This window comes from Streptomyces albiflavescens (assembly GCF_014645835.1).
In the GTDB taxonomy this organism is placed as follows: domain Bacteria; phylum Actinomycetota; class Actinomycetes; order Streptomycetales; family Streptomycetaceae; genus Streptomyces; species Streptomyces albiflavescens.
In genome coordinates, this window is the sequence record NZ_BMMM01000014.1 from 36,770 (window position 1) to 62,111 (window position 25,342).

At 69.5% G+C, this 25,342-nt stretch carries 21 protein-coding genes and 1 pseudogene; 8 read left to right on the forward strand and 14 right to left on the reverse strand.

Translation table 11 applies throughout. The features are described 5' to 3' along the window. The first annotated feature begins 2 nt into the window (after positions 1 to 2). Positions 3 to 1,835, forward strand: a complete 1,833-nt coding sequence (locus IEY95_RS32565; RefSeq protein ID WP_189189770.1) for a hypothetical protein — start codon at positions 3 to 5, stop codon at positions 1,833 to 1,835. Here IEY95_RS32565 and IEY95_RS32570 read toward each other — a convergent pair. Together IEY95_RS32570 and IEY95_RS32575 are read right to left on the reverse strand one after the other, a co-directional pair. Then, a complete protein-coding gene (locus IEY95_RS32570; RefSeq protein ID WP_189189946.1) occupies positions 1,765 to 2,460 on the reverse strand; it encodes a nucleoside/nucleotide kinase family protein in 696 nt (231 codons plus the stop codon). The two genes, IEY95_RS32565 and IEY95_RS32570, sit on opposite strands and share 71 nt — an antisense overlap. A gap of 50 nt (positions 2,461 to 2,510) precedes the next feature. Then, complete coding sequence (locus tag IEY95_RS32575) at positions 2,511 to 2,831, reverse strand: DUF6191 domain-containing protein (protein ID WP_189189771.1); 321 nt, start codon at positions 2,829 to 2,831, stop codon at positions 2,511 to 2,513. A gap of 64 nt (positions 2,832 to 2,895) precedes the next feature. Here IEY95_RS32575 and IEY95_RS32580 point away from each other — a divergent pair, with 64 nt between their 5' ends. From IEY95_RS32580 to IEY95_RS32590, 3 genes are all read left to right on the forward strand, one after another. Further along, positions 2,896 to 3,294, forward strand: a complete 399-nt coding sequence (locus tag IEY95_RS32580; protein ID WP_189189772.1) for a YybH family protein — start codon at positions 2,896 to 2,898, stop codon at positions 3,292 to 3,294. 65 nt (positions 3,295 to 3,359) lie between these two features. Next, entirely contained in the window at positions 3,360 to 4,100 is a 741-nt protein-coding gene (locus IEY95_RS32585) for an HAD family hydrolase (RefSeq protein ID WP_189189773.1), read from the forward strand. Then, positions 4,097 to 6,442, forward strand: coding sequence for a glycoside hydrolase family 65 protein (locus IEY95_RS32590; RefSeq protein WP_189189774.1), 2,346 nt, complete (start codon positions 4,097 to 4,099; stop codon positions 6,440 to 6,442). Before IEY95_RS32585 ends, IEY95_RS32590 begins: the two co-directional genes overlap by 4 nt. 16 nt (positions 6,443 to 6,458) lie before the next feature. Here the strand turns inward: IEY95_RS32590 and IEY95_RS32595 are convergent, their stop codons facing one another. From IEY95_RS32595 to IEY95_RS32625, 7 genes are all read right to left on the reverse strand, one after another. Beyond that, positions 6,459 to 7,715, reverse strand: a complete 1,257-nt coding sequence (locus IEY95_RS32595) for a serine hydrolase domain-containing protein (RefSeq protein WP_189189775.1) — start codon at positions 7,713 to 7,715, stop codon at positions 6,459 to 6,461. A gap of 356 nt (positions 7,716 to 8,071) precedes the next feature. After that, a complete protein-coding gene (locus IEY95_RS32600) occupies positions 8,072 to 9,328 on the reverse strand; it encodes a serine hydrolase domain-containing protein (protein ID WP_189189776.1) in 1,257 nt (418 codons plus the stop codon). A gap of 324 nt (positions 9,329 to 9,652) precedes the next feature. Next, a complete protein-coding gene (locus tag IEY95_RS32605; RefSeq protein ID WP_189189777.1) occupies positions 9,653 to 10,945 on the reverse strand; it encodes a CAP domain-containing protein in 1,293 nt (430 codons plus the stop codon). Positions 10,946 to 10,980: 35 nt separating this feature from the next. Beyond that, on the reverse strand, positions 10,981 to 11,295 hold the full coding sequence (locus IEY95_RS32610) for a DUF1232 domain-containing protein (protein WP_189189778.1): 315 nt from the start codon (positions 11,293 to 11,295) through the stop codon (positions 10,981 to 10,983). Positions 11,296 to 11,603: 308 nt separating this feature from the next. Beyond that, positions 11,604 to 12,524 (reverse strand): MBL fold metallo-hydrolase, encoded by a 921-nt coding sequence (locus IEY95_RS32615; RefSeq protein ID WP_189189779.1) that lies wholly within the window; start codon positions 12,522 to 12,524, stop codon positions 11,604 to 11,606. A 53-nt stretch (positions 12,525 to 12,577) separates the two neighbouring features. Further along, positions 12,578 to 12,955 (reverse strand): hypothetical protein, encoded by a 378-nt coding sequence (locus tag IEY95_RS32620; RefSeq protein ID WP_189189780.1) that lies wholly within the window; start codon positions 12,953 to 12,955, stop codon positions 12,578 to 12,580. A 367-nt stretch (positions 12,956 to 13,322) separates the two neighbouring features. Further along, positions 13,323 to 14,246 carry a MurR/RpiR family transcriptional regulator gene (locus IEY95_RS32625; protein WP_189189781.1) on the reverse strand — a complete coding sequence of 308 codons (924 nt, stop codon included), beginning with the start codon at positions 14,244 to 14,246 and terminating at the stop codon, positions 13,323 to 13,325. Positions 14,247 to 14,432: 186 nt separating this feature from the next. Between IEY95_RS32625 and IEY95_RS32630 the strand changes: the two genes are divergently transcribed. From IEY95_RS32630 to IEY95_RS32640, 3 genes are all read left to right on the forward strand, one after another. Then, entirely contained in the window at positions 14,433 to 14,828 is a 396-nt protein-coding gene (locus tag IEY95_RS32630) for a hypothetical protein (protein ID WP_189189782.1), read from the forward strand. Beyond that, positions 14,825 to 15,658 (forward strand): DUF1206 domain-containing protein, encoded by an 834-nt coding sequence (locus IEY95_RS32635; RefSeq protein WP_189189783.1) that lies wholly within the window; start codon positions 14,825 to 14,827, stop codon positions 15,656 to 15,658. The genes IEY95_RS32630 and IEY95_RS32635 overlap by 4 nt, the downstream gene beginning before the upstream one ends. 168 nt (positions 15,659 to 15,826) lie before the next feature. Further along, positions 15,827 to 16,975, forward strand: a complete 1,149-nt coding sequence (locus tag IEY95_RS32640) for a glycoside hydrolase family 88 protein (protein ID WP_189189784.1) — start codon at positions 15,827 to 15,829, stop codon at positions 16,973 to 16,975. Positions 16,976 to 17,035: 60 nt separating this feature from the next. Here IEY95_RS32640 and IEY95_RS32645 read toward each other — a convergent pair whose 3' ends face one another. The 5 genes and pseudogenes from IEY95_RS32645 to IEY95_RS32665 all read right to left on the reverse strand — a co-directional run. Next, positions 17,036 to 18,328, reverse strand: coding sequence for a ThuA domain-containing protein (locus tag IEY95_RS32645; protein WP_189189785.1), 1,293 nt, complete (start codon positions 18,326 to 18,328; stop codon positions 17,036 to 17,038). Positions 18,329 to 18,354: 26 nt separating this feature from the next. Further along, a complete protein-coding gene (locus IEY95_RS32650) occupies positions 18,355 to 20,505 on the reverse strand; it encodes a pectate lyase-like domain-containing protein (protein WP_373294592.1) in 2,151 nt (716 codons plus the stop codon). A 96-nt stretch (positions 20,506 to 20,601) separates the two neighbouring features. Next, entirely contained in the window at positions 20,602 to 21,981 is a 1,380-nt protein-coding gene (locus IEY95_RS32655; RefSeq protein ID WP_189189787.1) for a lectin, read from the reverse strand. Positions 21,982 to 22,353: 372 nt separating this feature from the next. Further along, the gene (locus tag IEY95_RS32660) at positions 22,354 to 22,872 is read right to left on the reverse strand and encodes a DUF2231 domain-containing protein (RefSeq protein ID WP_189189788.1); all 519 of its coding nucleotides are present in this window, start codon (positions 22,870 to 22,872) and stop codon (positions 22,354 to 22,356) included. Positions 22,873 to 23,054: 182 nt separating this feature from the next. Then, positions 23,055 to 24,035: pseudogene (locus IEY95_RS32665) on the reverse strand (cholesterol oxidase substrate-binding domain-containing protein); the annotation flags it as partial. A gap of 298 nt (positions 24,036 to 24,333) precedes the next feature. On the opposite strand from IEY95_RS32665, the gene IEY95_RS32670 reads away from it, so the two are divergent. Beyond that, positions 24,334 to 25,317, forward strand: coding sequence for an aldo/keto reductase (locus IEY95_RS32670; protein ID WP_189189790.1), 984 nt, complete (start codon positions 24,334 to 24,336; stop codon positions 25,315 to 25,317). Positions 25,318 to 25,342: the final 25 nt, after the last annotated feature.

Sequence of the window (25,342 nt, forward strand, 5' to 3'; positions counted from 1 at the left end):
CGGTGCTTCTTCCCCACCAGCGCGGCCCGTTGCACGACCTCCCGGACGATCCGGCCGCATACGACGCCGTCCTCACCGCCGTCGCCGAGGAGGCGCTGGCCCGCCTCACCCCCGAAGGCAATCTCGAACACCCCGCCGCCCTCGACGACATCGGCGACACCTCACTCGGCATCACCGCGCTGCTGGCACTCGCCTGGCAGCGCACCCAGGGCTCTCGCCTGCCGGAGGCCGTGCTCCGCAGCCTGAGGTTCCATCTGCGCGAGCGGGTCTTCACCGAGGACAACCCCGGCTACCCCAACCTCCGTCGCCGTAACTCCGGTGAGCCGTACGCCCGTTACGTACTGGAAGCGGGCGCGCACCCCATCGGCGACTGGCCGAGCACCGTGTGGGCACTGCTCCAGGCGGTCAACGTCCTCGACACGGCGGAGGGCATCGTCGATGACGAACTGCGCCATGAACTCGTCGTGTTGGCGCACGGCTACTGGCGCTGGCTGACCGAGGTGACCTTCTTCAACCCGCAGGAGGCGGGCAACCAGGCGATCGGATGCATCGTCGGCGGCCTCATGCTCGTCCGGCATCTGCCCTCTCCCGTAGCGGAGTCGGTCCGCGCACGGGCGATGAGCCTGTACGTCGACGAGATCCGTGCCCGTCGGGTGGGCGACCGGGGCGCGCTCCTGCCCCCGGAGCACGGCGGCGCGTACGACAACAACTACGGCCCGATCTCCCTCTCCTTCCTCGCCCAGGCCCACCGGATCAGCGGCGAGGAGATCTTCGCCGAGGACGGTGACGCCCTCGCCCGCTACATCGACGCGCGCCTGACCGTCGGCGGCTACGACAACGGCGGCCCCCGCTACAGCGAACAGCACTCCGGCTTCGAGTCCGTGCTCGGTCTGCGCTACTTCGGCCACCGCGTCGGCGCCGACCTCGGCCGCTACCGGGGAGACACCCGCTGGGGTCGACACGCGGTCCAACGGGACGGCGGCATCGACGGCCACTTCGCCTTCATGCTGGTCTGGCAGATCCAGGACACCACGCCCTGGCACCGCGCACCCTCCAAGGACCCCGTACGCCATCAACTCCGCGCAGGCACGGTCTCGGTGGCCTTCGACGACCGGATGACGCCGTCCCTGATCGAGGCTGCGGGCACCTACCATCTGGCCGCCGTGGTCAACCGCCAGCACGGCTTCGGCCCGGTCACCGACGGCTTCCTGCTGTGCCGCCCCATGGGCGAGGTGCGCGTGCGCGACCTCCGTACCGACGCGCTGACGGCCAAGCTGGTCACCAAGCCGGTCGTCGGCCGCGACCACGTCCTGCGTCACGTCCGGTCCCTGTATGTCACGGACGGCACGAGCCTGTGGGTGACGGTCGCCGTGGAACGGCTCGACGGAACTCCCTACCTGCTCGCCGGGCTGCCGTACGCCATGGACGACGGCGACCGGGTGCGCAGAACCGCCCAGTCCGACGTGACCTCCGCCGGTGCCCTGCGGCTGACGCACCCACGCGACAAGGGCGTGGACCACTTCGACGCCCGCTCGGAGACGACCCAGGAGCTGGCGGCCTTCGCCCTGGCGGCCGACCCGCGCGGCTACGGCAACCCGGACGACGGCTGGCGGCACCTCGTGGCCTCCACGGCCCTCGAAGCGGCCCCGGCTCCCGGCGCTCCGGAGGACCTGCACGTCTTCGCCGTGCGTTATGGCCCCGGCGGCTCCTTCACCCCTGCTTTCGAGCGGAGCTCGGGGGAACTGACCATCCGCACCGAGACGTTCACCGCACGGATCGGCGATCCGGCCGGCGATCCGCGAGGGGAACCCGAACTGGAGCTCCACCCTCGCTGACCGCCGCATCGACGACCAGGTCGGCGCGCTCCCGTGTCGCGGCGACCAGGTCGGCGTTGCGCTGGTCGGTGCCGAGCACCCACGCCACCGCCGTGTCGTGGTCCTTGCCGAACTCCTCGTGGCGGGCGACCAGACGCCGTACGCGTTCGCCCTCGTCGAGCTCGCAGAACCAGACCTCGTCCAGCTGTGCCCGCGCCCGAGCCCAGGCGGCATCCCCAAGGAGCAGGTAGTTGCCCTCGGTGACGACGAGACGGGCGGTGCGGGGCACGGGGACGGCACCCGCGATCGGTTGTTCCAGGGTCCGCTCGAAGCCGGGCGCGTAGACGAGATCGTCCTCGTCCTCGCGCAGCCGGCGCAGCAGCGCCGCGTACCCCACCGCGTCGAACGTGTCGGGAGCGCCCTTGCGGTCGCGGCGGCCCAGGCGGTCCAACTCGACGTCCGCGAGATGGAACCCGTCCATCGGCACCTGCGCGACCCAGGCCGGCCCGGCACCGTTCAGCCGCCGGACCAGACGCTCGGCGAGCGTCGTCTTGCCCGCGCCAGGACTGCCGGCAATACCGAGGAGGGCGCGCCGCCCGGGACGCACGAGCGATGACGCGCGCTCCAGGAGATCGTCGAAGGTCATGCGCGTACCGGTCTCCCCGATGTCCTGTTCCGCATCCATCGGCGCCGCTCCTACCGACCGGCCCGAGGCATCCGCACGACCGCGGTGCCGCCGGCCAGATCGACCGTCGTCCCGTGCGGCGGCGCCCCGTCCTCCTCGTCGTCCCGCATCACCAGGGCCGACTGCCGCTCCTTGAGCTCGTTCTGCTTGCCCGGCGACAGACTCGCGTGCAGTTGCTCGAACCCGGTCGCGGATATCTGGCCCTGCCGCACACTGTTCCGCCAGGGCAGCAGGCCCGCCCGCCCCGCCCGGAGCAGCAGCTGATCCGCGAAGGCCAGCAGCGTCAGCAGGATGACCAGGCCGGGCAGGGTCATGAAGACGGCGAATTCCATGGCCTCAGTATCCGTGTCGAGCAGCGCTTGAGAAGTCCCGGACGGGACGGGGCATGCATTGACCATGAACAACGATGACCAGGAGCAGATCCGTACGCTGATCGAGCGCTGGGCCGCCGCCGTACACCAGCGCGACCTCGACGGCGTGCTGGTGGACCACACGGACGACATCGTGATGTACGACGTGCCGCCGCCCTACGAAGGGGTTCGCGGCATCGACGCGTACCGCGAGGCCTGGCCGCCGTTCTTCGAGTGGCAGGCGCAGGGCGCGTCGTTCGAGATCGAGTCCCTCGACGTCACTGCGGGCGAGGACGTGGCGTACGCGCACGCCCTGCTGCGCTGCGGAACCGCGAAGGAGTTCGCCGAACAGCCCGACCTTCGCCTGCGGCTCACGCTCGGACTGCGCAAGGAACAAGGGCGTTGGAGAGTCGCCCACGAGCACCATTCGTACCCGCACGACTGATCCGCCGCGATGCGGTGTGTCGTTCACCACCCTCTGACCGGGGGTCCCCGGGGCACACTCCTCGTATGACAGAGCTCGGTCTTCCGAAAGAAATCCTGGCCTGCCTCTTCGACCTCGACGGCGTCATCACCAAGACCGCCGTCGTCCACGCGGCCGCCTGGAAGCGGACGTTCGACGACTTTCTGCGGCAGCGCGACGGTGACGGATTCCGTCCCTTCGACGACGCCGCCGACTACGACGAGTACGTGGACGGACGCCCCCGCGCCGACGGCGTCCGCACCTTCCTCGCCTCCCGCGACGTGGAGCTGCCCGAGGGGACGCCCGACGACCCACCGGACCGCCCGACCGTCCAGGGTCTTGGCAACCGCAAGAACGACCTGCTGCTGGAGCTGATCCGCAGCGAGGGCGTCGAGGCGTACGACAGTACGCTGCGTTACGTCGAAGCGGTGCGCGCGAGCGGGCTGCGGACCGCGGTCGTCTCCTCCAGCACCAACTGCCGCGACATCCTGCGCTCGGTCGGCGCGGAGTCCCTCTTCGACGTACGGATCGACGGTGTCGTCGCCGCCGAGCGACGGCTTCCCGGCAAGCCGCAACCGGACACCTTCCTGGCCGCTGCGCGGGACCTCGGAGTCGACGCCTCGGAGTGCGCCGTCTTCGAGGACGCGCTGGCCGGCATGGACGCGGGGCGCTCGGGCCACTTCGGGTACGTCGTCGGAGTCGACCGGGTCGGACAGGGCGCCGCCCTGCGCGCGCACGGTGCGGACATCGTCGTACGGGATCTGGCGGAACTGGGGGAGCGGGCATGATCACCCACACGTCGTACGGCGTCGAGCCCTGGACCCTGCGGGAGAGCGAGCTCCATCTCGACCTCCTGCCGCAGAGCGAGTCCGTGTTCGCCCTTTCCAACGGACATGTCGGCTGGCGCGGAAACCTCGACGAGGGCGAACCCCACGGTCTTCCGGGCTCTTATCTGAACGGCGTCCACGAGGTCCACGCGCTGCCCTACGCCGAGGCGGGATACGGCTACCCGGAGTCCGGCCAGACGGTCATCAACGTCACCAATGGCAAGATCATCCGTCTGCTGGTCGACGACGAGCCGTTCGATCTGCGCTACGGACGGCTGCGCTCCCACGCACGCGTACTCGACCTGCGCACCGGGCTGCTCACCCGAACCTGCGAGTGGACGTCACCGGCCGGCTCCACGGTCCGGGTGCGCTCCACCCGGCTGGTGTCGTTCACCCAGCGGGCGATCGCAGCGGTGGCGTACGAGGTGGAGGCCGTCGACGCCCGGGTCCGCGTGGTCGTCCAGTCGGAGCTCGTGGCCAACGAGCAGTTGCCCGGCCGGGGCGGCGACCCGCGGGCCGCGATCGCCCTGCAGGCGCCGCTGGAGGCGGAGGAGCACTTCGCGGCGGGCCGGCGGCTGCGGCTCGTGCACCGCACCCGGCGCAGCGGGCTACGGGTCGCCGCGGCCGCGGACCACGTCGTCGACGGGCCCGAGCCGACCACCACGAGCAGCGAGAGCGGCGACGACGTCGCCCGGCTCACCGTCACCTCCGTCCTGGCACCCGGCCAGAGGCTGTGCTTGGAGAAAGTCGTCTCGTACGGCTGGTCGAGCACCCGGTCATTGCCGGCCGTACGCGATCAGGTCGACGCGGCGCTCGCGGCGGCCGAACACGGCGGCTGGCAGGGGCTGGTCGACGAACAGAGGGCCTATCTGGACGATTTCTGGGCGCGTGCCGACGTGGAGGTCGAGGGCGACGAGGAGATCCAGCAGGCCGTCCGCTTCGCCCTCTTCCACGTCCTGCAGGCCGGCGCGCGCGCCGAACAACGCGCGATACCGGCGAAGGGGCTCACCGGCTCCGGATACGACGGCCACGCCTTCTGGGACACCGAGACCTTCGTGCTGCCGCTGCTCACCTACACCTCACCCGGCGCCGTGGCGGAGGCACTGCGCTGGCGGCAGAACACTCTGCCCGCCGCACGCGAGCGGGCGGCCCAACTCGGTCTGCGCGGCGCCGCGTTCCCCTGGCGGACCATCGAAGGTTCGGAGGGCTCGGCGTACTGGCCCGCCGGCACTGCAGCCTTCCATGTGAACGCCGACATCGCCGACGCCGTGGTCCGGTACACCGCTGTCACCGGCGACGCACGGTTCGAGCGTGACACCGGGGTGGAGCTGCTGATCGAGACGGCACGCCTGTGGCGCTCCCTCGGCCACCACGACCACCAGGGAAAGTTCCACATCGACGGGGTGACAGGACCCGATGAATACAGCGCCGTCGCCGACGACAACACGTACACCAACCTCATGGCCCGGTCGAACCTCCTGGCCGCCGCGGACGTCGTCGAGCGCCACCCTCGGCGAGCCGCGGAACTGGGCGTCGACGCCGAGGAGAGCGCCGCCTGGCGCGACGCCGCCGACGCCATGCACATCCCTTACAACGACGAACTCCGTGTCCATGAACAGCACGCCGGGTTCACCCGCTACCAACGCTGGGACTTCGCCGCGACCCGTCACGACCAGTACCCGCTGATGCTGCATTTCCCGTATTTCGACATCTACCGCAAACAGGTCGTCAAGCAGGCCGACCTGGTGCTCGCGATGTACAAGTGCAGCCCCTTCTTCGACGAGGAGCACAAGGCCCGCAACTTCGCCTACTACGAGCCCCTCACCGTCCGGGACTCCTCCCTGTCCGCCTGCTGCCAGGCCGTGATCGCGGTCGAGGCAGGGCATCCGGGCCTCGCCTACGACTATTTGGTGGAGGCCGCGCTGATGGACCTGGAGGACCTGGAGCACAACACCCGCGACGGCCTGCACATCGCCTCGCTCGCCGGAACCTGGATGGCCCTGGTCGCCGGGTTCGGCGGCATGCGCCACCACGGCGACACCCTGGAGTTCGCGCCCCGGCTGCCGGAGCGGTTCAGTCGTCTCGCCTTCTGCCTTGAGCTCCTGGGCCGCCGTCTGCGGGTGGAGATCGAGCCGGGCGTCGCCACGTACACGCTGGTGACCGGAGAGCCCCTGGAGATCCACCACTACCGCGAACCCGTCACCGTCGACGGCGACAAGCCGCGGGGCCTTCCCATCCCGGCCCCGCGGGTGCGCCCCGCCCCCGACCAGCCGCCGCACCGGCGGCCGAACCGTCAGGGGTGAGACGCGACGCGAACGGTCAGTCGCGGGCGACACCGGGTGCGATGTCCTCGTTCCGCTCCACGGGCGCGGCGCCGCGCGGGGCGGCCTTGACGGCCTTGGCCGCCGGCTTGCCGCAGAACGCGGATTCCAGGGTGTTGTACATGGTGTTCAGGACAGCGGTGTTGTTGGAGGTGTTCGCCAGCGCGGTGAGGCTGCGCTTGCCGTCCTTCGAGGTGAAGGCGTACGTGTAGTAGCCCTGCACGGTGCCCGTGTGCCCGTACACCGAGACTCCGCACGACAGGTCACGGCGGCGCAGCCCGAGGCCGTAGCCCGTGGTGCTGTTGACCGTCGTCCACTTGCGCATCTGGGTCAGCTGGGCGGCGGACATCAGCTTCCCTCGCATCAGGGCGGAGTAGAAGGTGTCCAGGTCGTGCGTGGTGGAGATGATCGCGCCCGCGCTCTGTGCCCAGGAGACGGTCTGCTTGGTCGCGTCCACCAGGGCGGCACCGGCCGCGTCGGGGGTGAGGTAGCCGTTGGCGTGGCGGCCCGGGATGGTGGTGCTGGGGTGGACGTAGAAGGTTTCGGAGAGGTTGAGGGGCTGGAAGATGCGGTTCTGGTATTCCGTGGCCACGGAGTGGCCTGTGAGCTTCTCGATGAGCATGCCCGCGACCACGAAATTGGTGTTCGAGTACGCATAGGCCGCGCCCGGGGCATTCGTGCGCGGTTTCTTCAATGACAGCTTCACCAGGTCCCGGTAACTGAACACCTTGTTGCGGACGGACTCGAAGCCGGGGACCGACTGGGCGAACATGTCGTTGGTGTAGTCGTACAGGCCGCTGCGGTGGCTCAGCACATGGCGCACGGTGATTCCGTTGTCGGGCAGCAGCCCGGGCAGATAGCTGTTGACCGAGCGGTCCAGTTTCAGCTTGCCCTCGTCGACCAGTTGGAGCAGCACCACGGCGGAGAAGGTCTTGGTGACGCTGCCGACGCGGAACCGGTCGTTGGTGCTGATGGCCCGTCCGGTGGCCCGGTCGGCGACCCCCTCGGTCAGCCGGTGCACGGTGCCGTTGTCGTCGATCCGCGCCATCGCGCCGGGGGCTCCCTGCGTCAGCGCCGTACGCAGCACCTTGCGCAGCCCGGCGTCGTCGGGCGCCGCCAAAGCCCCCGCCGCCGCGACCCGTTCGGTGTCGGCGCCGCCGCCGGCCGCGGGTGTCGCGGCCTGCGCGGGGGCTGCCAGGAGGGACACCAGAACCGCGCCGAGCGCCGTACCCGTGCCCACCGTTGCTGAGACCATCTGATTTTTCTCCCGAGTTCCTTCCGCCGGAGTGACTCCGGCACGGACCGCGCCGCGGATGCGGGCGTCGGCACCATCTCTACGCACTGGAAGGCCGCGTGGGTTGCATCGCCCGGGGATGCATCAGAATCGGTGAATTCGAATCGGTGAATTGGCGGAAAAGAGGCGGCGGCTGCGGCTGCGGGGCCGATGCCTATGTGGGTGGAATCGGGGTGGGAGATGTTGGCGCTGTGGCGGGGCTGTTCGTACAGCCGCGGACGACAGTCGACGATCCACCCCGGCCCGAAGCTGCGCCCGGCCCGGCCGGCCGCCGCACCGGCGGCCGAAGCATGAGGGGCCGGACGCGGCCCGGCAGGTCAGTTGAGGGTGACGGCCGGTGCGATGTCCTCGTGCCGCTGCTGGGGCGCCGCGCTGCGTGCGGCGGCCGTGGTCGCGGACTTGCCGCAGAACGCGGATTCCAGAGTGCGGGCCATGGTGTTCAGCACATTGGCGTTGTTGGAGGTGTTGGCGAGCGCGCTGATGCTGCGCTTGCCGTCCTTCGAGGCGAACGCGTACGTGTAGTAGCCCTGCACGGTGCCCGTGTGCCCGTAGACGGACACCCCGCACGACAGGTCACGGCGGCGCAGGCCGAGACCGTAACCCTGGGTGCTGTTGACCGTGGTCCACTGCTGCATCTGCGCCAGTTGGGCGGCGGACGTCAGCTTTCCGCCCATCAGTGCCGAGAAGAAGACGTTCAGGTCATGGGTGCTGGAGATCATCGCGCCGGCGCTCTGCGCCCAGGAGGCCGTCTGCTCGGTGGAGTCCACCAGAGCGCCGCCCTTGTCGGGCGGCAGGTAGCCGTTGATGTGCGTCCCCGGGATCGCCGTGTCGGGGTGTACGTAGAGGGTGTCGCTCAGCTCCAGCGGGTTGATGATGCGGTTCTGGTACTCGGTGGCGACGGGATGCCCGGTGAGCTTCTCGATGAGCATGCCCGCGACGACGAAGTTGGTGTTGGAGTACGAGTAGGCGGCGCCCGGCGCGTTGGTGAGAGGCTGCTGCAGAGACAGGTTCACGAGATCCTGGTAGCTGAAGACCTTGGTGCGCACCGCTTCGAAGCCGGGGACCGTGTCGGCGAACATGTCGTTCGTGTAGTCGTACAGGCCGCTGCGGTGGCTCAGCACGTGCCGCACCGTGATTCGGTCGTCGGGCAGCAGTCCGGGGAGATACGTGTTGACCGACGTGTCGAGGTCCAGCTTGCCCTCGTCGACCAGTTGCAGCAGGACGACGGCGGAGAAGCTCTTGGTCGCGCTCCCGATCCGGAAGCGGTCGCTCGCGTTCATGGCGCGCCCGGTGCCCCTGTCGGCGATCCCCCTGGCCACCGTGTAGGCCGTGCCGTCGTCGTCGATCCGCGCCATGGCTCCCGGTGCGCCCTGGCTGATCGCCGTCTTCAGGACGTCGGCCAGCCCCGTCACATCCGGCGCCGCGAGATCCTGGGCCGTCGTCGGCGAAGTCGCCGCGCGGAACATGGCGTTGGCGCCGTCCGCAGCGGGCTCGGCGGCCTGTGCGGGAACCGCCAGGAGGGACACCAGAACCGCGCCGAGCGCCGTACCGGTGCCGACCATTCCTGAGACCATCTGTTCTTCTCCCCTGTGGTTCTGCCGGTGCCACACGCCCCGGCCTGATCCCGCCCTGAACGTGCGACGGCTCATTCTGTACGCGTGGGGCGGTTGAGCAGGTTGCATTGTTCTGCTGCCTGAGGTGAAACGACGGTCTTGAGCCACGAACGGCCGGATCTCGCGTCTGCCCGCGTCATTCGGCCCGGATCCGCTCCCGCGTGTCGCACCCGAAAGCCCCTGCCGGCAGCCGAAGCCCGCGCCGGCCGCCATGAGTTCCAGTCGGCCGCCGCAGCGCCTCAGCCCCTCGCCGAAGCGCTCATGTCGGCGGCCCCGGCGTCCAGGTCAGCCTCCGAAGAGCTGTGTCCAGTACGTGCCCGCCTCACCGCCGCCCGCCAAGCCGATGCCTATGTGGGTGAAGTCGGGCTTGAGGATGTTGGCGCGGTGGCCGGGGCTGTTCATCCAGCCGCGGACGACCTCGGCGGAGGAGCGCTGACCGCAGGCGATGTTCTCGCCGATGGTGCGACGGGTGGAGCCCGCCGCGGCGGCCCGGTCCCAGGGTTGACTGCCGTCGGGTGAGGTGTGGGAGTAGAAGGCGCGGGCCACCATGTCGGCGCTGTGGGCCTGGGCCGCCGTGGTGAGGGCGGAGTCACCGGACAGTGGCGGCAGACCGGCCGCGGCCCGTTCCGCATTGGTGAGGGCGATGACCTCGCGCGCCGTCCGCTCCAGGCCCGCGGGGCTGAAGGGCAGCGCCCACAGCGCCGTCCAGTACGGAACGCCGGAGCGGCCGTCTCTGACGTACGCCAGCCCCGCCTGGCGGAACGCAGGGTCGCACAGGGTGCGCCGGGACTGCTCGGAGGAGAGGCAGTACTCCACGAACTCCGCCGGTGTGCGCGGGCCGGAGACGAGATGTTCGCCGATGGTGAGATACGCGTATCCGGCCGAGGTGACGCGCTGGTACACGGAGATGCCGTCCGGGCTCTCGGAACGGAGCTGTCCGTGGGCAGCCATGCCGGAGGCATGGGCCCGCGCCGCGGCCGTGAGCCGTGCGTCGAGGGAGACGGGCGGGGAACCGGCCGCGGAACGCGCGGCATTCACCGGGCCGAGGAATCCGTCCGGGTCGGCCGTCGCGCCGGGCGGCGGGTCCGCCGGGGTGTCGTCCTCGGTGACATCGACCCCGAAGTCCCGGGCGATGCCCGCCAGTCCGTCCGCGTACCCCTGGCCCAGGGCGCGGAGCTTCCAGGCGGTGCCGCGCCGGTACAGCTCGGCGAGCAGCAGCAGCGTCTCCCGCTGTGGTCGGGTCGGGGTGAACCGGGCGAGGGGACGACCGTCCGGTGCGAGGACGTGCAGCGTGGGCGCGGGCAGGTGGCCCAGGGGCGTCGCGGGGTCGGCGGGGCTGACGACCACGGTGACACGGCTGGCCCCGGGCCGCAGTCCCAGGGGATCGATGGTCAGGCGCTCGCCCTGAAGGCGGGTGCCGGGCGCGGTCGGCTGGTTGTAGAACACGAAGTCGCCGTCGCCGCGCACCTTGCCGCTGTCGTCGGTGATGAGAGCGGACACGTCGAAGGGGCCCGGCACCCTGAGGGTCAGGATGCCGCCCGGCAGGGGCATGTTGGCCCCGGGAACCAGCTCGCTCATGGTGCCGCCCGTCGACGTGGTGCTCGGTACAGACGTCAACGTCCTGTCGGCGCACGCGGGTTCCCGCGCATCGCCGGCAGCGGTTCCTTCGGCAGGGCGCGCAGCGACCGCAGGGCCAGCAGCAGCACGCCGATGTCGTCGAGATACACGGGGTCGGGCAGCAGGTCGGCCGGGAGCACGAGGTAGAGGACCGCGCCCCAGAAGACCCAGCGCGGCCCGGACGGCAGTCCGGCCCGCCGCAGGTCACGGCGGGCGCGGACGAGCCGGACCAGGAGCACGATGGCCACCGCGAGCGCGGCGGCACCCAGCACCGCGACGACGAGGATCAACGTCCACGCTGTGGAATTCATGAGACCGTCCAGTCCGCTCGTCGGGCTGTTCGCTCTGCGTCTTCCCGCCGACGTCGATTCCTATCGCGCCGCCTTGGGCCATTCGCGCTGCGTCGGCGTCCTAGGGCCTGTCGTCACATTCCCGTCGTCGCCCGAAGGGCGGCCCCGCGGCGTCTGGTGCGTGCTCTCGGTGTGCCGGGCGGAAGTCCTCGTACTGGACGTACTTGGGCTTTCGCCCGGTGCGGCGAGTGGGGGCACCTCCCACGCCGTTAAGGCAGTGGGGGAGCGTGCCAGGCGTCGCGGGGCAGACGGGAATGTGACGACAGGCCCTAATCCCCGTCCGGAGCGTCGCGGCGGCAGATCACGAAGTCGTCGAACACATGGTGTCCCGGCCGGTCCCCGACGGTCTCGATCGCCGCTCGGATGTCACGCAGTTGATCCGTCGTCATCTGCAGTGGCGGCTCGTCGGGCTGATAGGTGGTGCGCACCGGATAGTCCCGGCCCCGCTGCCGGGTCATCTCGATGTGGCAGCCGAGGACGTGGGTGACCGGCCGGGTGGCGCAGAAGTCGATGAGACGGTCGACCGTGCGGGTGAAGGCCGGCCAGTCCGCCACGTACAGGCGGCCGGGATAGACCGTGTCGCCGGTGAGCAGGAACCCGGTCCAGGGGTCGAAGAACGTCACCGACGCCTCGTGATGCCCCGGCGTCGCCAGGCATTCGAGGACACGGCCCCCCAGGTCGACCCGGGCGATGCCCTCGGGATCGTCGCGGAAGCCGAAGAACTCCCAGGCGCTGTCCAGGGCCGCGTCCACGACTCTGGTACCGGGACGGTCGGCGAACTGACCGTCCCCCGCGATGTGGTCGCCGTGCGGATGCGTGTGCAGCACCAGGAGCTCGTATCCGTCCCGGGGATGCGCGGCCGACCAGGTCTCCATCACCTCGTCGACCACGCGACGTAGGGGGAAGTACTCGGCGGAGGCGGTGGCGCCGGTGTCGATCAGAACGGCCCGCTCCTCGCCGAACAGCAGAAACATGAAGGGCGCTTCGTAGTCGATCGCCATGTTCTGCCGAAGGATCACCGTGTGCGCGTCGTACGCGTGAACCTGGATGTCGGGATCGGTGTTGTGCTTGGCCGAGAGCGACCCGTGGATCCACCGTACGTCGAGGGTGCGCGCCGGTGCGGATCCCCCGGCTCCCTCGGCTCGTCGCGCTCCCTCTGCGACAACCTGCGGCGGCCTGTGCGTGTCCACGGCGACTCCTCGGTGACGGTCCTGTCCGGAACCATCACACAGGCCCGGGGACCTCAGTTTCGCGCGGCGTTGCAGTCCGTCAGCGCGTGGGTCACCGCACGGATGCTGCGGGCGATGTGCTGGAGCTGCATGACCTCGGCGGCGTACAGCTTGATGGTGTGCTCGATGACCCCTTCGTGCAGACCGAGGGCGGGCAGCTCGGACCGGGCGGTCTGCAGGGCCGTGCGGGCGACCCGTATCTCGTGCTGCACCTGGATCTGGGCATGACGGGCGAGGAGCACGGGGTGCTTGAGCAGGACGGGGTAGCTCGCGTAGCGGCTCGGGACCAGCTCGCGCAGCCATTTGACCGCCGATCGCTCCCAGTCGAAACTGCCGGGTGTCTTGACCTGGCACGGCCAGTCCGAGGTGATCGGTGAGTATGTCAGGGCCATGTTCATCGCTTCCGGGTTACGTCGGCGGGAAGGGTCGTGGGCGGTCTGAGGCGGCCCCGGTCTAGGGGATGGCCGGGGCCGCCACCACGGGCGACCGCGCAGGCGGGGCCCGTTTGAACACCCGGGACCCGATGCGGGTAGGAGCGGACGGTCCCGGGTGGTCGTCGGACGCGACCCGGAGGCATCCGGGCGCGATCCGCGAGAAGTATTTATATATACCGCCGGATACGCAAGAACATGAAAACATTCATGCGCGAATTGATGTGAATGATCCCGTGATGCCGTGGTGGCGGGCGGTACGGGAAAGGGGTTTCTGCAAGAGGCGATCGGGAGACGAAGGCCGATCGGGGGCTCGACGAAGAAGGTCTCAGTCCTTGAGGAAGAACTGGTGCTGCTCGGCGACCTGCTCGTACTCCTCCAGGCGGGCCTGCGTCCGCTCCGGATCGGCGTCGGTCATGGCCTGCAGCAGCGCCGCCGACATCACGACGGGCGCGGCGTAGGAGTCGAAGACGAGACGTGACCCGGTGCCGATGGTGAAGGTGACGTCCGCCTCGTCCGCCAGCGGGCCGAGTCCCAGGTCGGTGATCAGGGCCACCTGGAGCCCGGCGCTGCGCGCGACCCGCAGGGCCGTGAGCGTCTCCTGGGCGTGCCGCGGCATCCCGAAGGCCAGCACCCAGGTGCCGCCCGCCTCGCGCGACTGGAGCAGCGCGTCGTAGGCGACGCTGCCGCCCTGGGTCACCAGTCGTACGTCGGGGTGGATGCGCCGCGCGGCGTAGGCGAAGTACTCGGCCAGGGACACGGAGATCCGCAGCCCCAGGACCGTCAGCGGCGTCGACTTCGACAGCGCCCGGCCGACACGGATCACCTCGTCCGGATCGGCGAAGTCCCTCCGCAGGTTCTCCAGGTTCTCGATCTCGGCGTCCACAGCCGCCTGCAGCTCGTTGCTCGTGGTCTCCGCGGGGGTGGCCGGCGTGCTGCCGAGGATGCTGAGCGCGATCGACTGGAGCCTCTCGCGTAGCGCGGGGTAACCGCTGAAGCCGACCGCCCCCGCGAAGCGGGTGACCGAGGGCTGGCTGACACCCACGCGCTCCGCGAGATCCGTGATCGACAGGAACGCCGCCTCGGTGATGTGCTCGATCAGGTACTGGGCGATGCGCCGCTGTCCCGGGGAGAGCCGCGGTCCGTCGAACAGCTCCCTGAGCTGGGACGTGGGAGCCGCGCTCGCCTCCGGGGCCTTCTTGCCCGAGGTGATCGCGGATGCCTGTGCGCGTGCCTGCTGCGGCGATGGCACCGGTGCGCCTCCTTCATGTCCCACGAGCACTCAACATAGCTCACTGACCGTGTTGACCTGGGCGTGTCTCACCACACGTGGCCTGCGCGCGCGGCCGTTTCACTCCCGCCTGCGGGGTACCCGCGACAAGGCAAGGACCCGCCTGATCGAAGGCGAGATCCCCGTGCGAGAGGGGAGAGGATTTCCATGAGCGCGCATCCGCTGCCCGGATCGCAGGTCCAGGTGGTGCTCAGCGACTGCTCGGCGGCCGACGCCGGGCACCTGTTCGCCGTACTGTGCGGTCGATTCGCCTCGGACCGGTGTGCCGACGACGAGATCCGAGAGGCCGAGGGCCACCCGACGATGTGGACCGGCACGTTCGACACGGAGGACGCCCCCGAGGACGTGGTCGTACCAACGGGCCGGCTGTCGGGGTCGGTGACGGCCGAAGTGCAGGGCACCCCCCACGCGGTGCAGCTCGTGCGGGCGACCCTGCGTGAAGCCTTCACCGTGTTCGAGCTGGGTGAAGACGCGGGAGACCAGGAGGTCCAGGTCCAGCTGCGGCTGGAAGCGGTCCCGGCGCATCAGTCCGGGGCCGTGTGAACGCCCACGCGGCGACCCGGAGCGGCCGGCTCCGGGCCCGTCGGGCGGCGACGGGATCGGTACGCGAGGGCGCGGCCAGGGCGGGGCTGGTCGCACGAGGCGTGATCTACCTCCTGGTGGGCGCACTGGCGCTGCGGATCGCCTTCGGCGACGGCGGACACCAGGCGGACCGGAGCGGCGCGCTCGAAGAGATTTCCACGAAGTCCTTCGGGGCAGTCCTGCTGTGGGCCCTGGGCGCCGGACTCGTCGGGATGGCGCTGTGGCGACTCTCCGAGGCGCTCTTCGGGGCGGCCGGGCGCGAAGGCCGTACCGCGCGGACGCGACTGCTGTCGGCCGTGCGCTGTGTCTTCTACGCGTTCGTCGCCTACTCCGTGCTGTCCTTCGCCGCCGGCGCGGGGGGCACGGCCTCCAGCGACCAGCAGTCCAGGGATGTGACGGCCCGGGCGCTGGAGTGGCCGGGAGGGCAGTGGATCGTGGGCGCGGCGGGAGCCGGCGCTGTCGTGGTGGGGGTCTGGATCGCCGCCCGAGCGGTGCTGCGCAGGTACCGCGAGCAGCTGAAGCTCGGGGAGATGTCGCGGCATGTGCGGCGGGCGGTCGATACGACGGGCGTGGCGGGCGGGGTGGCGTGCGGACTGGTCTTCGGCGCCGCGGGTGCCTTCGCGGTGCGGGCCGCCGTCGACTACGAACCCGACCGGGCCAAGGGTGTGGACGACACACTCCGCTCGTTCGCCGAAACCCCCTTGGGTCCGTGGCTGTTGGCCTGCGTCGCCGCGGGGCTCGTCCTGTTCGGGGTGTTCTCCTGCGCGATGGCGCGGTGGCAGAGGGTGTGAGAACGCGGGATTCCGGTACATCAGAGCCTCGAGGCCTACGGTTCCGCAGCCTGAAAAAGGTCCGCTGAGCTGAACTCCCCCTGATTCATGACAAGTTGACGACGAGCCATGGACACCGCGTGAGGCGGGAGTTGAGGATGGGAGTCCCCATCCGTAGGAGTTGTTCATATGCATAGACGACGCCTGCTCTCCGGTGCGGCGGCGCTCACGGCCTCCGCATCCCTCCTGCCCTCCCTGGCGGGCACCGCACACGCCGTCCCTCGCGCCGCTTCGGCCGGGCTGCCGCCGAGGGCCGAAATCACCGCTGTCCTGCGTCGCGTGGCCGACCAGTGGATCGGCGCCCACACGGACCCGGGTGACAACGGCTGGGCCAACGCCACCTTCTTCAGCGGGCTGCTCGCCCTGCAGCGCCTGACGAACAGCGACCGCTACCTCGCGTACGCCCGCGGCTGGGCCGAGAAGCACGCGTACGGTCTCAACGGCGGTGTGACCACCCGCCACGCCGACAACCACAATGCCGGGCAGGCCTACCTCGATCTCTACGAGAGGGAACCCGAGGAGCGGAAGCTCACCGCGATCGAAACGTCCCTGCACCGCATGGTCTACGAGGACCAGCCGGACAAGAACGACGACTGGTGGTGGGACGACGCCCTCCACATGGCCATGCCGCCCTTCGCCCGCATGGGCGCTCTGCGCAAGGATCCCCAGTACTGGGCGAAGCTGTACGCCCTGTACGACCACACCAAGCGCATCGAGGGCGGCCCCGGCCTGTACGACCCCGCCACCGGCCTGTGGTACCGCGACAAGCGTTTCCTGCCCGGAGGGATCGCCTCTCCCACGGGCAAGCCGGTCGTGTGGTCGCGCGGCAACGGATGGGTGGCCGGCGGACACGTCAAGACCCTCAAGGCCCTGCCCCCAGGAGAACGGCACACCGCGGAATACCGCGACACCCTGACCCGCCTGGTGAGGGCCGTGGCCGGCGTACAGCGTGGCGACGGCTTCTGGAACGTCAATCTCGCCGACGCCGCGCACCTGCCGGGGCCCGAGACCAGCGGCACGTCCTTCTTCCTCTACGGCACGTCGTACGCGATCGGCGCGGGCCTGGTCGACCGGCCCACCTATCTCCCGGTGGCGGCCCGGGCCTGGAACGGCCTCGTCACCACCGCCGTGCACCACGACGGCTTCCTCGGCTACGTCCAGAACGTCGGGGACCGTCCCGAGTCCAGCCAGCCCGTCACCTACGACAGCACCGCGAACTTCGGCGTCGGTGCCTTCCTGCTGGCCGGCACCGAACTCGCGCGCCTGGCACGCTACTGACGACGACAGACCGGTGCCCCCGTCGCAGGAATGCGGCGGGGGCACCCTTGCGCCGATGGGTCAGGACTGTGCCGTGAGCGTGAAGCTCTGTGCCGCCGAGCCGTCGCAGGTGCGCTGGGTGAGTTGCACGCTGTTCGTCGAGGCGCTCGCCGCGGTGAGGCACTTGCCGCTGTGCCGGGCCGCGAAGTGGTAGCGCCCGGTGCTCTCCTTGACCGGGAGCCACTGCTGGTTCTGGCCGCCCCCGTAACTCCACAGCTGGAGCGGCGCGTTGTCGGCCGTCGAGACGTCCGTCACGTCGATCACCTGCTGCGGGTTGCCGCGGATACCGACCCGGCGGTAGCCGCTGTCGGTCGAGCGGAACTGGAACTGCTGTGCCTGAGTGCCGTTGCAGGCGTACTGCTGGATCGCGGTCCCGTTGGCCGTGGCCGCCGAACGGGCGTCCACACAGGTGCCGTTGCCGGCATTGGTCAGCGAGTACCAGGCGGTCTCGGAGATCGAGTCCGTCGGCGGGGTGGTGGTGTCGGCCCCGCCCAGCCACTTCAGCCCGTCCAGCAGGAACCGGTTCTGTGTCTCACTCGCGAACGTCGACGACAGACGCGTGTTGGTCGAGTAGTCCATCGCGTTGTGGCCGAAGTTCGCGTACAGCATCTTGTACTTCGTGTTCGTCCACAGAATCGGGTAGTAGCCGCTGTACCAACTCTGGTTGGGATCGGTGCCCAGCGGGAAGCTGCTGGGGTCGACCGAGGCCAGGATCTTGATGTCCGGGTTCTGCCGCAGGTCGTTGGACCAGCTGTACCACTCGCTGACCGACGAGGTGAAGGTGGCCGGCAGGTTCTTGGTGGAGGGGTGCGTACGGTCCTCGACCTTCAGGACCGACGTGGTCGGACCCCAGGTGTTCGTGCGGAAGTTGCCGCTGCCGAGGAACTGGTTGTGGTACCACGGCCAGGCCGCCGCGTCGGTCGTGAAGGCCGCGACATGGAAGCCCATCCAGGCGCCCCCGTTGCGCATGTACGTCTCGAAGCCGCTCCGTTGGGCCGTCGTCTGTGGCAAGTCGTCGAGGAACAGCACGACTTGATAGGCGTTGACGCCGCCGTTGCTGAGCAGGTCCCAGTTGTTGCTCGCCGTGTAGGTGAAGCCGTTCGCCGCGGCCTGCTTGGGGAACCAGTCGTTCGCCTCCTTGACGAAGTCGATGTGCGCCGCGTCCCACGTGCCGTTGTAGAGCGCCAGCACCTTGAACGGCGTCGCCGCCGCACCCGCCTGGGCGGGGGTCGGTGCCGCAAGGCCCAGCAGCGTCGCCAGCAGGAGGAGAACCCGCAGGGCCGCGCGCGCCGGACCGGATCTGATCGTGTTCATCGGGTGTTCGATCCTTTCTGTGCGGGTCACGGGTAGTTGACGAGGTTGGCGACGTTGGTGGAGGAGTTGGACGGGCCGCCCCTGTCGTTGATGACGTGTCGGATCGTGCCGACGCCGCCCAGGGAGACCGTCACCATGTCCTTGAACGTCACGTTCGCGTTGGTGGGTGCCTCGATGGCGTGCTCGGCGGCCACGCTCGAGTTCGTGCTGAAGTAGCAGTAGCTGCCGAAGCCGTACACCTGATGACTCGTCACGGAATTCGCGACCTTGTACGCGGCGTAGCCCTGCGTCGAACCGTTCATCCAGGACGATTGGTTGGGCGGGTCGTACGGCATCTCGTTCTGGTAGAAGTACGTGCGGCCCCCGTTGCCGTTCCAGATGGTCTGGTACTTCTGGTAGTGCTCGACGAACAGGCCGTACATGGTGACGTCGTCGCCGTTCACGACGAGCCCGGTGTCGGCTGTATTGCTGGTCCAGCCGACTCCGCTGCCGTGGTCGGCACGCCACAGCCACAGATGGTCGCCGATGACGTCGTCGCTGTTGATCGTCAGGCTCGTCGTGGCCTTGCCGACGCCCGCGCCGCCGATGCGGAAGAACACGTCGTGCAGCGAGCTGGGATCGGCGCTGTGGTCGGCGGAGGAGCCGCTCGGCCCCATCTCCATGAGCTGCGAGGAGTTGGTGGTACCGGCGTCGATCAGCAGACCGGCGAGCTGGACGCCGTTCACGTCGGCGACGGACATCGCGGTGATCCCGTTGTCGGGGATGAGCGTGGCGAGACCCAGGCCCAGGACGACGGTGTCGGCCCTGGTCACGTTCAGCGTCTGGTCCAGGTGGTAGACCCCGGGGGTCACCAGCAGGTTCTTGCCCTGCGCGAGCGCATCGTTCATCTGTGCGGCCGTGGTGCCCGGTTTGACGATGAAGAAGTCGGCGATGGGCAACGACGTGCCCGCGGGGGTGCCGGAACTCCATGTGGTGCCGCTGGTGTTGGTGCGCACGGAGGGCACGAACACCTTCCAGGCACCCGCCGAGTCGACGTACAGGAAGGGCTTCTCACGTGTGACCGGCGCCTGGTCGACCGTGGTGTACGGGGGACTCGGGAAACTGTTCGCCGGAGCGTTCTTCGAGCCGACGAAGACCATGTTCCAGTTCGAGCCGGTCCAGCTGCCCCACTCGGTGTTCCGCGACAGCCACTGCTGCTGCGAACCGGACCTGACCTGCCCGTCGACCTTGGTGTCGGCCATGTAGCCGCCACTGGACCAACCGCCGTCGTCCAGCGCGAGGTTGCCCCTCAGGTGCATCCGCCGGTAGGGCGCGGCCTGCGACACCGCCCAGCGGTCCGAACCGCCCGTCGGAGTCACCGACAGATTCTCGGCCGACCGCCAGAAGTTCTGGGTGGCGTTGCCCTGGAACCAGTCGGCCTCGGCGTGCACCGAGCCCCGGATGTTGACGTCGTCGGGGGACAGACCAAGACCGGCGACCTGCGTGTAGAAGCCGACATTGGCGTTGGCGTCGTATGTGCCCGGCTTGAAGAGGAAGGCCTTTCGGGCGGTGCCGAACTGGTTGGTCTCCTGCTGGGAGAAGGCCGAGTCGAGGCTGCTCTGGATCGTGGCGGCCGGGGTCGACGGGTCGAAGACGGTGACGTTCGGTCCGAGGTCCGGAGTCCCGGGCGGCAGCGTCGCGTCGACCGGATTGACGTAGAAGGACTGGGCCGCCGTGCCGTTGCACGTGTACTGCTGGAGCTGCACGCTGTCCGAGGTGGACGCGCTCGGCACGTCGAGGCACTTGCCGCTGCCCCGGTTCACGAAATGGTAAGCGCCACTGGACTCGGCCACGGCCTGCCACTGCTGGTTGTTGCCGCCGCCGTACGTCCACAACTGCACCGGAGCGTTGTCCGCCGTGGAGACATCGGTGACGTCCCACACCTTGGTGGCGTCGGCGCGATTGCCGACCTGGGAGTATCCGCCGGACGTGGCCGCGAACCGCCACTGCTGGGCCTGGGTGCTGTTGCACGCGTACTGCTGGACCGCGGTGCCGTTCGACGTGGCGGCGCCGCGCGCGTCGACGCACTTGCCGCTGCCCGCGTTGACGACGGTGGCCCATTCGGTGGGCAGCGCGGTCGCCTGCGCGGCCGCCTTGTCCTGCGAGGCGATCGCCACGGCTGACACCGTTGTCGCCACCAGGGCGAACACGGTCAGCGCTTTCGGTATCCGGTGACGGCTGGACGGTCTTCTGGATGTGGACACAGGGGCTCTCCTGCGCTGGTGGGGGGAAGGTCAGCCGGTGTACTTCGCGAAGACGCGGGTGTAGTCCCAGTCCTGCTGGCTCACTCCGGAGCAGCTGTCGGCGACGCCGCTCGTGCACGGCCGGTCACGGTTGACGGACCAGAACGTCAGCCGTGCCAGGTGGTGCTGCTGCGCGTAGCCGAGGATGGTCTGGAAGTCGGCGCCGGTGACCGTCTCGTTCTGGTCGGTGATCCCGTTCATGGAGGAGATGCCCATGTCCCGGTACGCCTGGTCGTCGCTGTAGCCGTACGCGTTCTTGAGGGCCGTCTTCAGACCTTCCGCGGCCCGCTGGGTGAGCGTCCCCATGTTCTGGCCGGCGCCGCCGAAGTCGAACGGCATGATCGTCCAGCCGTCCACGGTGAGACCGGACGCCGCGGCCCGGTTGATGAGGCCCGTGTCGGGGCCGGACTGCCCGGTGCCGATGGTGACGTACACCTTGATGCCCGGGTTGTTCGCCTTGATGGTCTTGAGCGCGTCCACCGTGCGCTGCTGGACCGTCGTGTTGCTGTATGCGTCGGCCTCGATGTCGATGTCGATGGCCTTGAGCCCGTAGGCGTTGATGACCTTCTGGTACGCGGCAGCCAGCTCCCCGGCGCTGGAGCACGAGCTCTCCAGCTTGTTGCCGCTGTAGCCGCCGAAGGACGGGATGACGTCACCGCCGTTCGCCCGCACGGTGTTGACGGTCTGCTGGTCGACGCCGCCGGTCAGCGCACGGCTGCCGTCCCACTGTGGGTTGCAGTAGCCGTTGCTGAGCACGAAGGCCAGCGTGAACCACTTGACGCCGGTGGCGTTCATGACGGTGACCGGGTTCGGCGGGCTGCCCCAGCCGTTGTAGATGTACGGGGCGACGGCCATCGGTGCGGCGGGAGTCGTGCCGCCGCCGGCGGCGGGTGCGGTCCACTTCTGGTTGGCGCCGCCGGTGCAGCTCCAGATCTGTATCGGGGTGCCGTTCGCCGAGGTGTTGCCCGTGACGTCGGCGCACTTGTCGGCCTGGGGATTGACGATGTCGTGAGCCGAGGTGACCGTCCACTTCTGGTTCGGGCCGCCCGTGCAGTCCCACAGTTGGAGCCTGGCCCCGTTCGCGGTCGAATTGCCGGTGACGTCAAGGCATTTGCCCAGGGCCCGTATCGTCCCGTCCGAGCCGACGGTCCACTGCTGGGCGGCGGTTCCGTTGCAGTCGTAGAGCTGTACGGCCGTGCCGTTCGCGGAGTTCGCGCCCGCCACGTCGAGGCACTTGCCCGCGAGACCGGTGATCGTGCCGGTGGCGGCGGACGCGGACGACACGCTCAGGGCACTGGCGGAGAGAGCGAGTACGGCGGTGGTGAGGGTGCCGCGCAACGCGGCGGAGCGCGCAAGGGATTGTCTGGACATCAGGGGGGATCACAGCCTTTCACTGGAGGCTGATGGTGGGGGAGTGTTCGCGTTCATGAACAACGAGTGCATTCATGGAGCCGTGGTGATCGGGAACCTAAAGGTCTGAACCAGAGTCGTCAAGAGATGAAGCAAGGTAGTCCCTGAATTGGGCTGTATTCACAAGGAGTTGAACGCGCGGCGGCCCAGGGGTGACGACGAAGAGCCGAGGCTCTGCTTGCGCAGAGCCTCGGCTCGGTGATGCGGTGACGCGGTGACGCGGTGGCGCGGGAGGCCGCCTTGTTCGTCGACCAGGTCGGGGTCGGGGAAGCCGGCCTTGTCTGTGGACCAGGTACGGGAGAACGCCTCGGCGGTGGCGGTGGCGGGGCCCGGTCAGCGGCCCTGGCTCTGAGCGGTCTTCGAGTAACCGTCCTGCCACGCAGCCTTGGCGCCCGAGTCGCCTATCCGGTAGACGTCGATCACGGCACCTGTCGCCACGGCCAGCGACAGGACGACGGCGGCGATCCGCATCGGCGTGGAGGTCCAACGTGCCGCCGTGCGGCGGGCGTCCCGCTGGGCGGCCGCCGCACTCCGGGCCGTCCACCAGACGGCCGCCGACAGCACGAAGAGTCCGAGCGCCCAAGGCAGGAGACTGTCACCGAGTTCGGCGTGCTTGCGGACCAGGGAAGAACTGTCCACATGCGCCTCGAGCCACTCGCCCGCGTGCGTGGTGAGGGGCACGCTCGCCAGCGCCACCAGGGCCAGCGCCGGCAGCAGGACGCCCAGCCGTCGTGCGACGGGTGGCCAGATCGCGCAGACGACGAGCGCCAGCGCGCTGAGCGGCACGAGCACGATGACGACGTGCACGAACAGGATGTGTGCGGGCAGGCCGTTGACAACAGTGAGGCTCATCAGGCTCGTCTCCCGGAGACGCCGAGTTGTGGAGGGTGCGTGCGGGGGCGGATTCGTTGATCGTCCGCCGCCCGGCGGCTCGCAGCCTGGCACAGGAACTTCTCAGCTTCCTCTGAGGTGGGAGTGCGGGGGGTTGTCCGTACGGTCACCGGGCGGCGTCCCTCTGCGGACGCCGCCCGGAGTCAGGGGAACAGCTGCTTCAGCAGGGCGTTGTCGAACACTCGGTGCGGGTCGAACCGGTTGAGCACGGCGGCCGCTCGGTCCCAGCCCGCTCCTTCGCCGTCGTCGAACGAGGCGGGCACGGCACTGCCGAGGACCTCCGGATCGGACCAGGCCGCCTGGTCCGTGTAGGCCCAGCCCTTGGACCACTCCACGCGCGTGAGGGCGTATTCGCCGTCGAATGTCGTGAGAAGGAAGTGCTCCAACTCCCGGTAGAACGCCTCCGCGTCGGGAGTGCCCGGCAGCGTGAGGACGTCCAGCCACACGGCCGTGTCCCACTCGGGGTGGTCGGCCCTGGGCCGCAGCGCGGACAGCAGTGGGGCGCGGGCGCCGGACGACTCGACGTCGGACGGGTCGTCGAGGCCGGTCACGCGGATCTCGACCTGACCGTTGACGGGGTAGCGCCCGCGGGCGGCGTGGTCGGCCAGCCGCTCCCGGTAGAACGTCGTGAACTCCGAGACGACACGCTGCGCTTCCGCCCGTGAGGTGAACACGGCGTAGCCGTTGACGGTCACGCGCAGGGTGGTGGGCCTGACGTAGAGCAGCGTGTTCTTGGACGGCCCCCAGATGTCCGCCGACAGTGTGGCCGTCAGGCCCAGGGTGGCCGCGGTGAGTTGCGCGGTGCCTAGGACCGGAGCCAGGTACCAGGCCGCGTCGGCCACCATCCGCCCGGCGAGATCGGCCACGACCGTGGGGATGTTGTCGGAGAAGGGATAGTTGTACGGCGAGGTCACCCGCCGCGAGGTGAGCGGTCGGGTGGGGGCGACGGTCCACACCTTCAGCCAGGGGAACTCGGTGAACGCGAACCAGATCGCCTCGGCTCGTCCGGACGCGTCGAGGAAGCCCGCGAGGGTACGCCCCTCACCACCAGGCGCCGCGAAGAGCTCGGAGGCGGGGATGTCGACGCGGCTGACGCAGCGCAGATTGGTGTTCGTCGACGCCCTCGGGGAACCCTGGCAGATCGGCCGCCGCGGCACTGCCCTGCACCGCCAGCGGCGGCCCGGTGACGAGCGCGGCGGCACTCAGCAGAAACCCGCGGCGCGACCAGGCGGGTCGCCCTTCACTTCTTGAACGGTCGGTCATGCGCGGCACGCTAGGTGGCGGTTGACACGAATAAGTCAATCGTCGAAGCGCTTCACTCGTACGAGTGACAAACCCCCACAGGAGGTCCTTTGCGGACGCGTAGCCGCAAGGGGGTGGGTGGAGTCCGGCGCGGGGGTGGAGAAGTGTCAGACTGACGGCATGGACGAGCGCGAATTCGGCAGGTCGGGTCAGCATGCTTCGGTGATCGGTCTCGGCACGTGGCAGTTGGGTGCCGACTGGGGTGATGTGAGTGATCGGGACGCCCTGGCCGTGCTGGAGACGGCGGCCGAGTCGGGGGTGACCTTCTTCGACACGGCCGACGTGTACGGCGACGGGCGGAGCGAGGAGACCATCGCCACCTTCATGCGGGGCAGGCCGGACCAGCATGTGCTGGTCGCGACCAAGATGGGCCGCCGCGTCGAGCAGATCCCGCAGAACTACGTTCTCGACAACTTCCGTGCCTGGAACGACCGTTCCCGGCGCAACCTCGGTGTCGACCGCCTCGACCTGGTGCAGCTGCACTGCCCGCCGACGCCCGTCTACTCCTCCGACGAGGTGTACGACGCCCTCGACACCCTGGTCGAGGAGGAGCGGATCGCCGCGTACGGGGTGAGCGTCGAAACGTGCGACGAGGCACTGACGGCGATCGCCCGCCCGAACGTCGCGAGCGTCCAGATCATCCTCAACGCCTTCCGCATGAAGCCCCTGCGGCAAGTGCTCCCGGCGGCCCAGGAGGCGGGCGTCGGCATCATCGCCCGCGTACCGCTGGCCTCCGGCCTGCTCTCCGGCAAGTACACCAAGGACACGGTCTTCGCGGCGAACGACCACCGGACGTACAACCGCCACGGTGAGTCCTTCGACCAGGGCGAGACCTTCTCCGGAGTCGACTTCGTCACGGGTGTGGAGGCGGCGGCCGAGTTCTCCGCCCTCGCCCCGGAGGGTTACACCCCGGCCCAGCTGGCGCTGCGCTGGATCATCCAGCAGCCCGGCGTGACCACGGTGATCCCGGGCGCCCGCTCACCCGAGCAGGCCCGCGCCAACGCGGCGGCCGCGAAGCTCCCGAAGCTGTCGCAGAAGACACTGGACGCGATCGAGGATCTGTACGAGCGGCGCATCAAGGAGCAGGTGGAGAGCCGCTGGTAGGAGCCGGCGACGTACGTACGGCCGG

Coding starts and splice junctions, on each gene's coding strand:
- IEY95_RS32570 (WP_189189946.1), bottom strand. CDS start 2,460: ATGACCTTCGACGATCTCCTGGAGCGCGCGTCATCGCTCGTGCGTCCC.
- IEY95_RS32575 (WP_189189771.1), bottom strand. CDS start 2,831: ATGGAATTCGCCGTCTTCATGACCCTGCCCGGCCTGGTCATCCTGCTG.
- IEY95_RS32580 (WP_189189772.1), top strand. CDS start 2,896: ATGAACAACGATGACCAGGAGCAGATCCGTACGCTGATCGAGCGCTGG.
- IEY95_RS32585 (WP_189189773.1), top strand. CDS start 3,360: ATGACAGAGCTCGGTCTTCCGAAAGAAATCCTGGCCTGCCTCTTCGAC.
- IEY95_RS32590 (WP_189189774.1), top strand. CDS start 4,097: ATGATCACCCACACGTCGTACGGCGTCGAGCCCTGGACCCTGCGGGAG.
- IEY95_RS32595 (WP_189189775.1), bottom strand. CDS start 7,715: ATGGTCTCAGCAACGGTGGGCACGGGTACGGCGCTCGGCGCGGTTCTG.
- IEY95_RS32600 (WP_189189776.1), bottom strand. CDS start 9,328: ATGGTCTCAGGAATGGTCGGCACCGGTACGGCGCTCGGCGCGGTTCTG.
- IEY95_RS32605 (WP_189189777.1), bottom strand. CDS start 10,945: ATGAGCGAGCTGGTTCCCGGGGCCAACATGCCCCTGCCGGGCGGCATC.
- IEY95_RS32610 (WP_189189778.1), bottom strand. CDS start 11,295: ATGAATTCCACAGCGTGGACGTTGATCCTCGTCGTCGCGGTGCTGGGT.
- IEY95_RS32620 (WP_189189780.1), bottom strand. CDS start 12,955: ATGGCCCTGACATACTCACCGATCACCTCGGACTGGCCGTGCCAGGTC.
- IEY95_RS32630 (WP_189189782.1), top strand. CDS start 14,433: ATGAGCGCGCATCCGCTGCCCGGATCGCAGGTCCAGGTGGTGCTCAGC.
- IEY95_RS32640 (WP_189189784.1), top strand. CDS start 15,827: ATGCATAGACGACGCCTGCTCTCCGGTGCGGCGGCGCTCACGGCCTCC.
- IEY95_RS32645 (WP_189189785.1), bottom strand. CDS start 18,328: ATGAACACGATCAGATCCGGTCCGGCGCGCGCGGCCCTGCGGGTTCTC.
- IEY95_RS32655 (WP_189189787.1), bottom strand. CDS start 21,981: ATGTCCAGACAATCCCTTGCGCGCTCCGCCGCGTTGCGCGGCACCCTC.
- IEY95_RS32660 (WP_189189788.1), bottom strand. CDS start 22,872: ATGAGCCTCACTGTTGTCAACGGCCTGCCCGCACACATCCTGTTCGTG.
- IEY95_RS32670 (WP_189189790.1), top strand. CDS start 24,334: ATGGACGAGCGCGAATTCGGCAGGTCGGGTCAGCATGCTTCGGTGATC.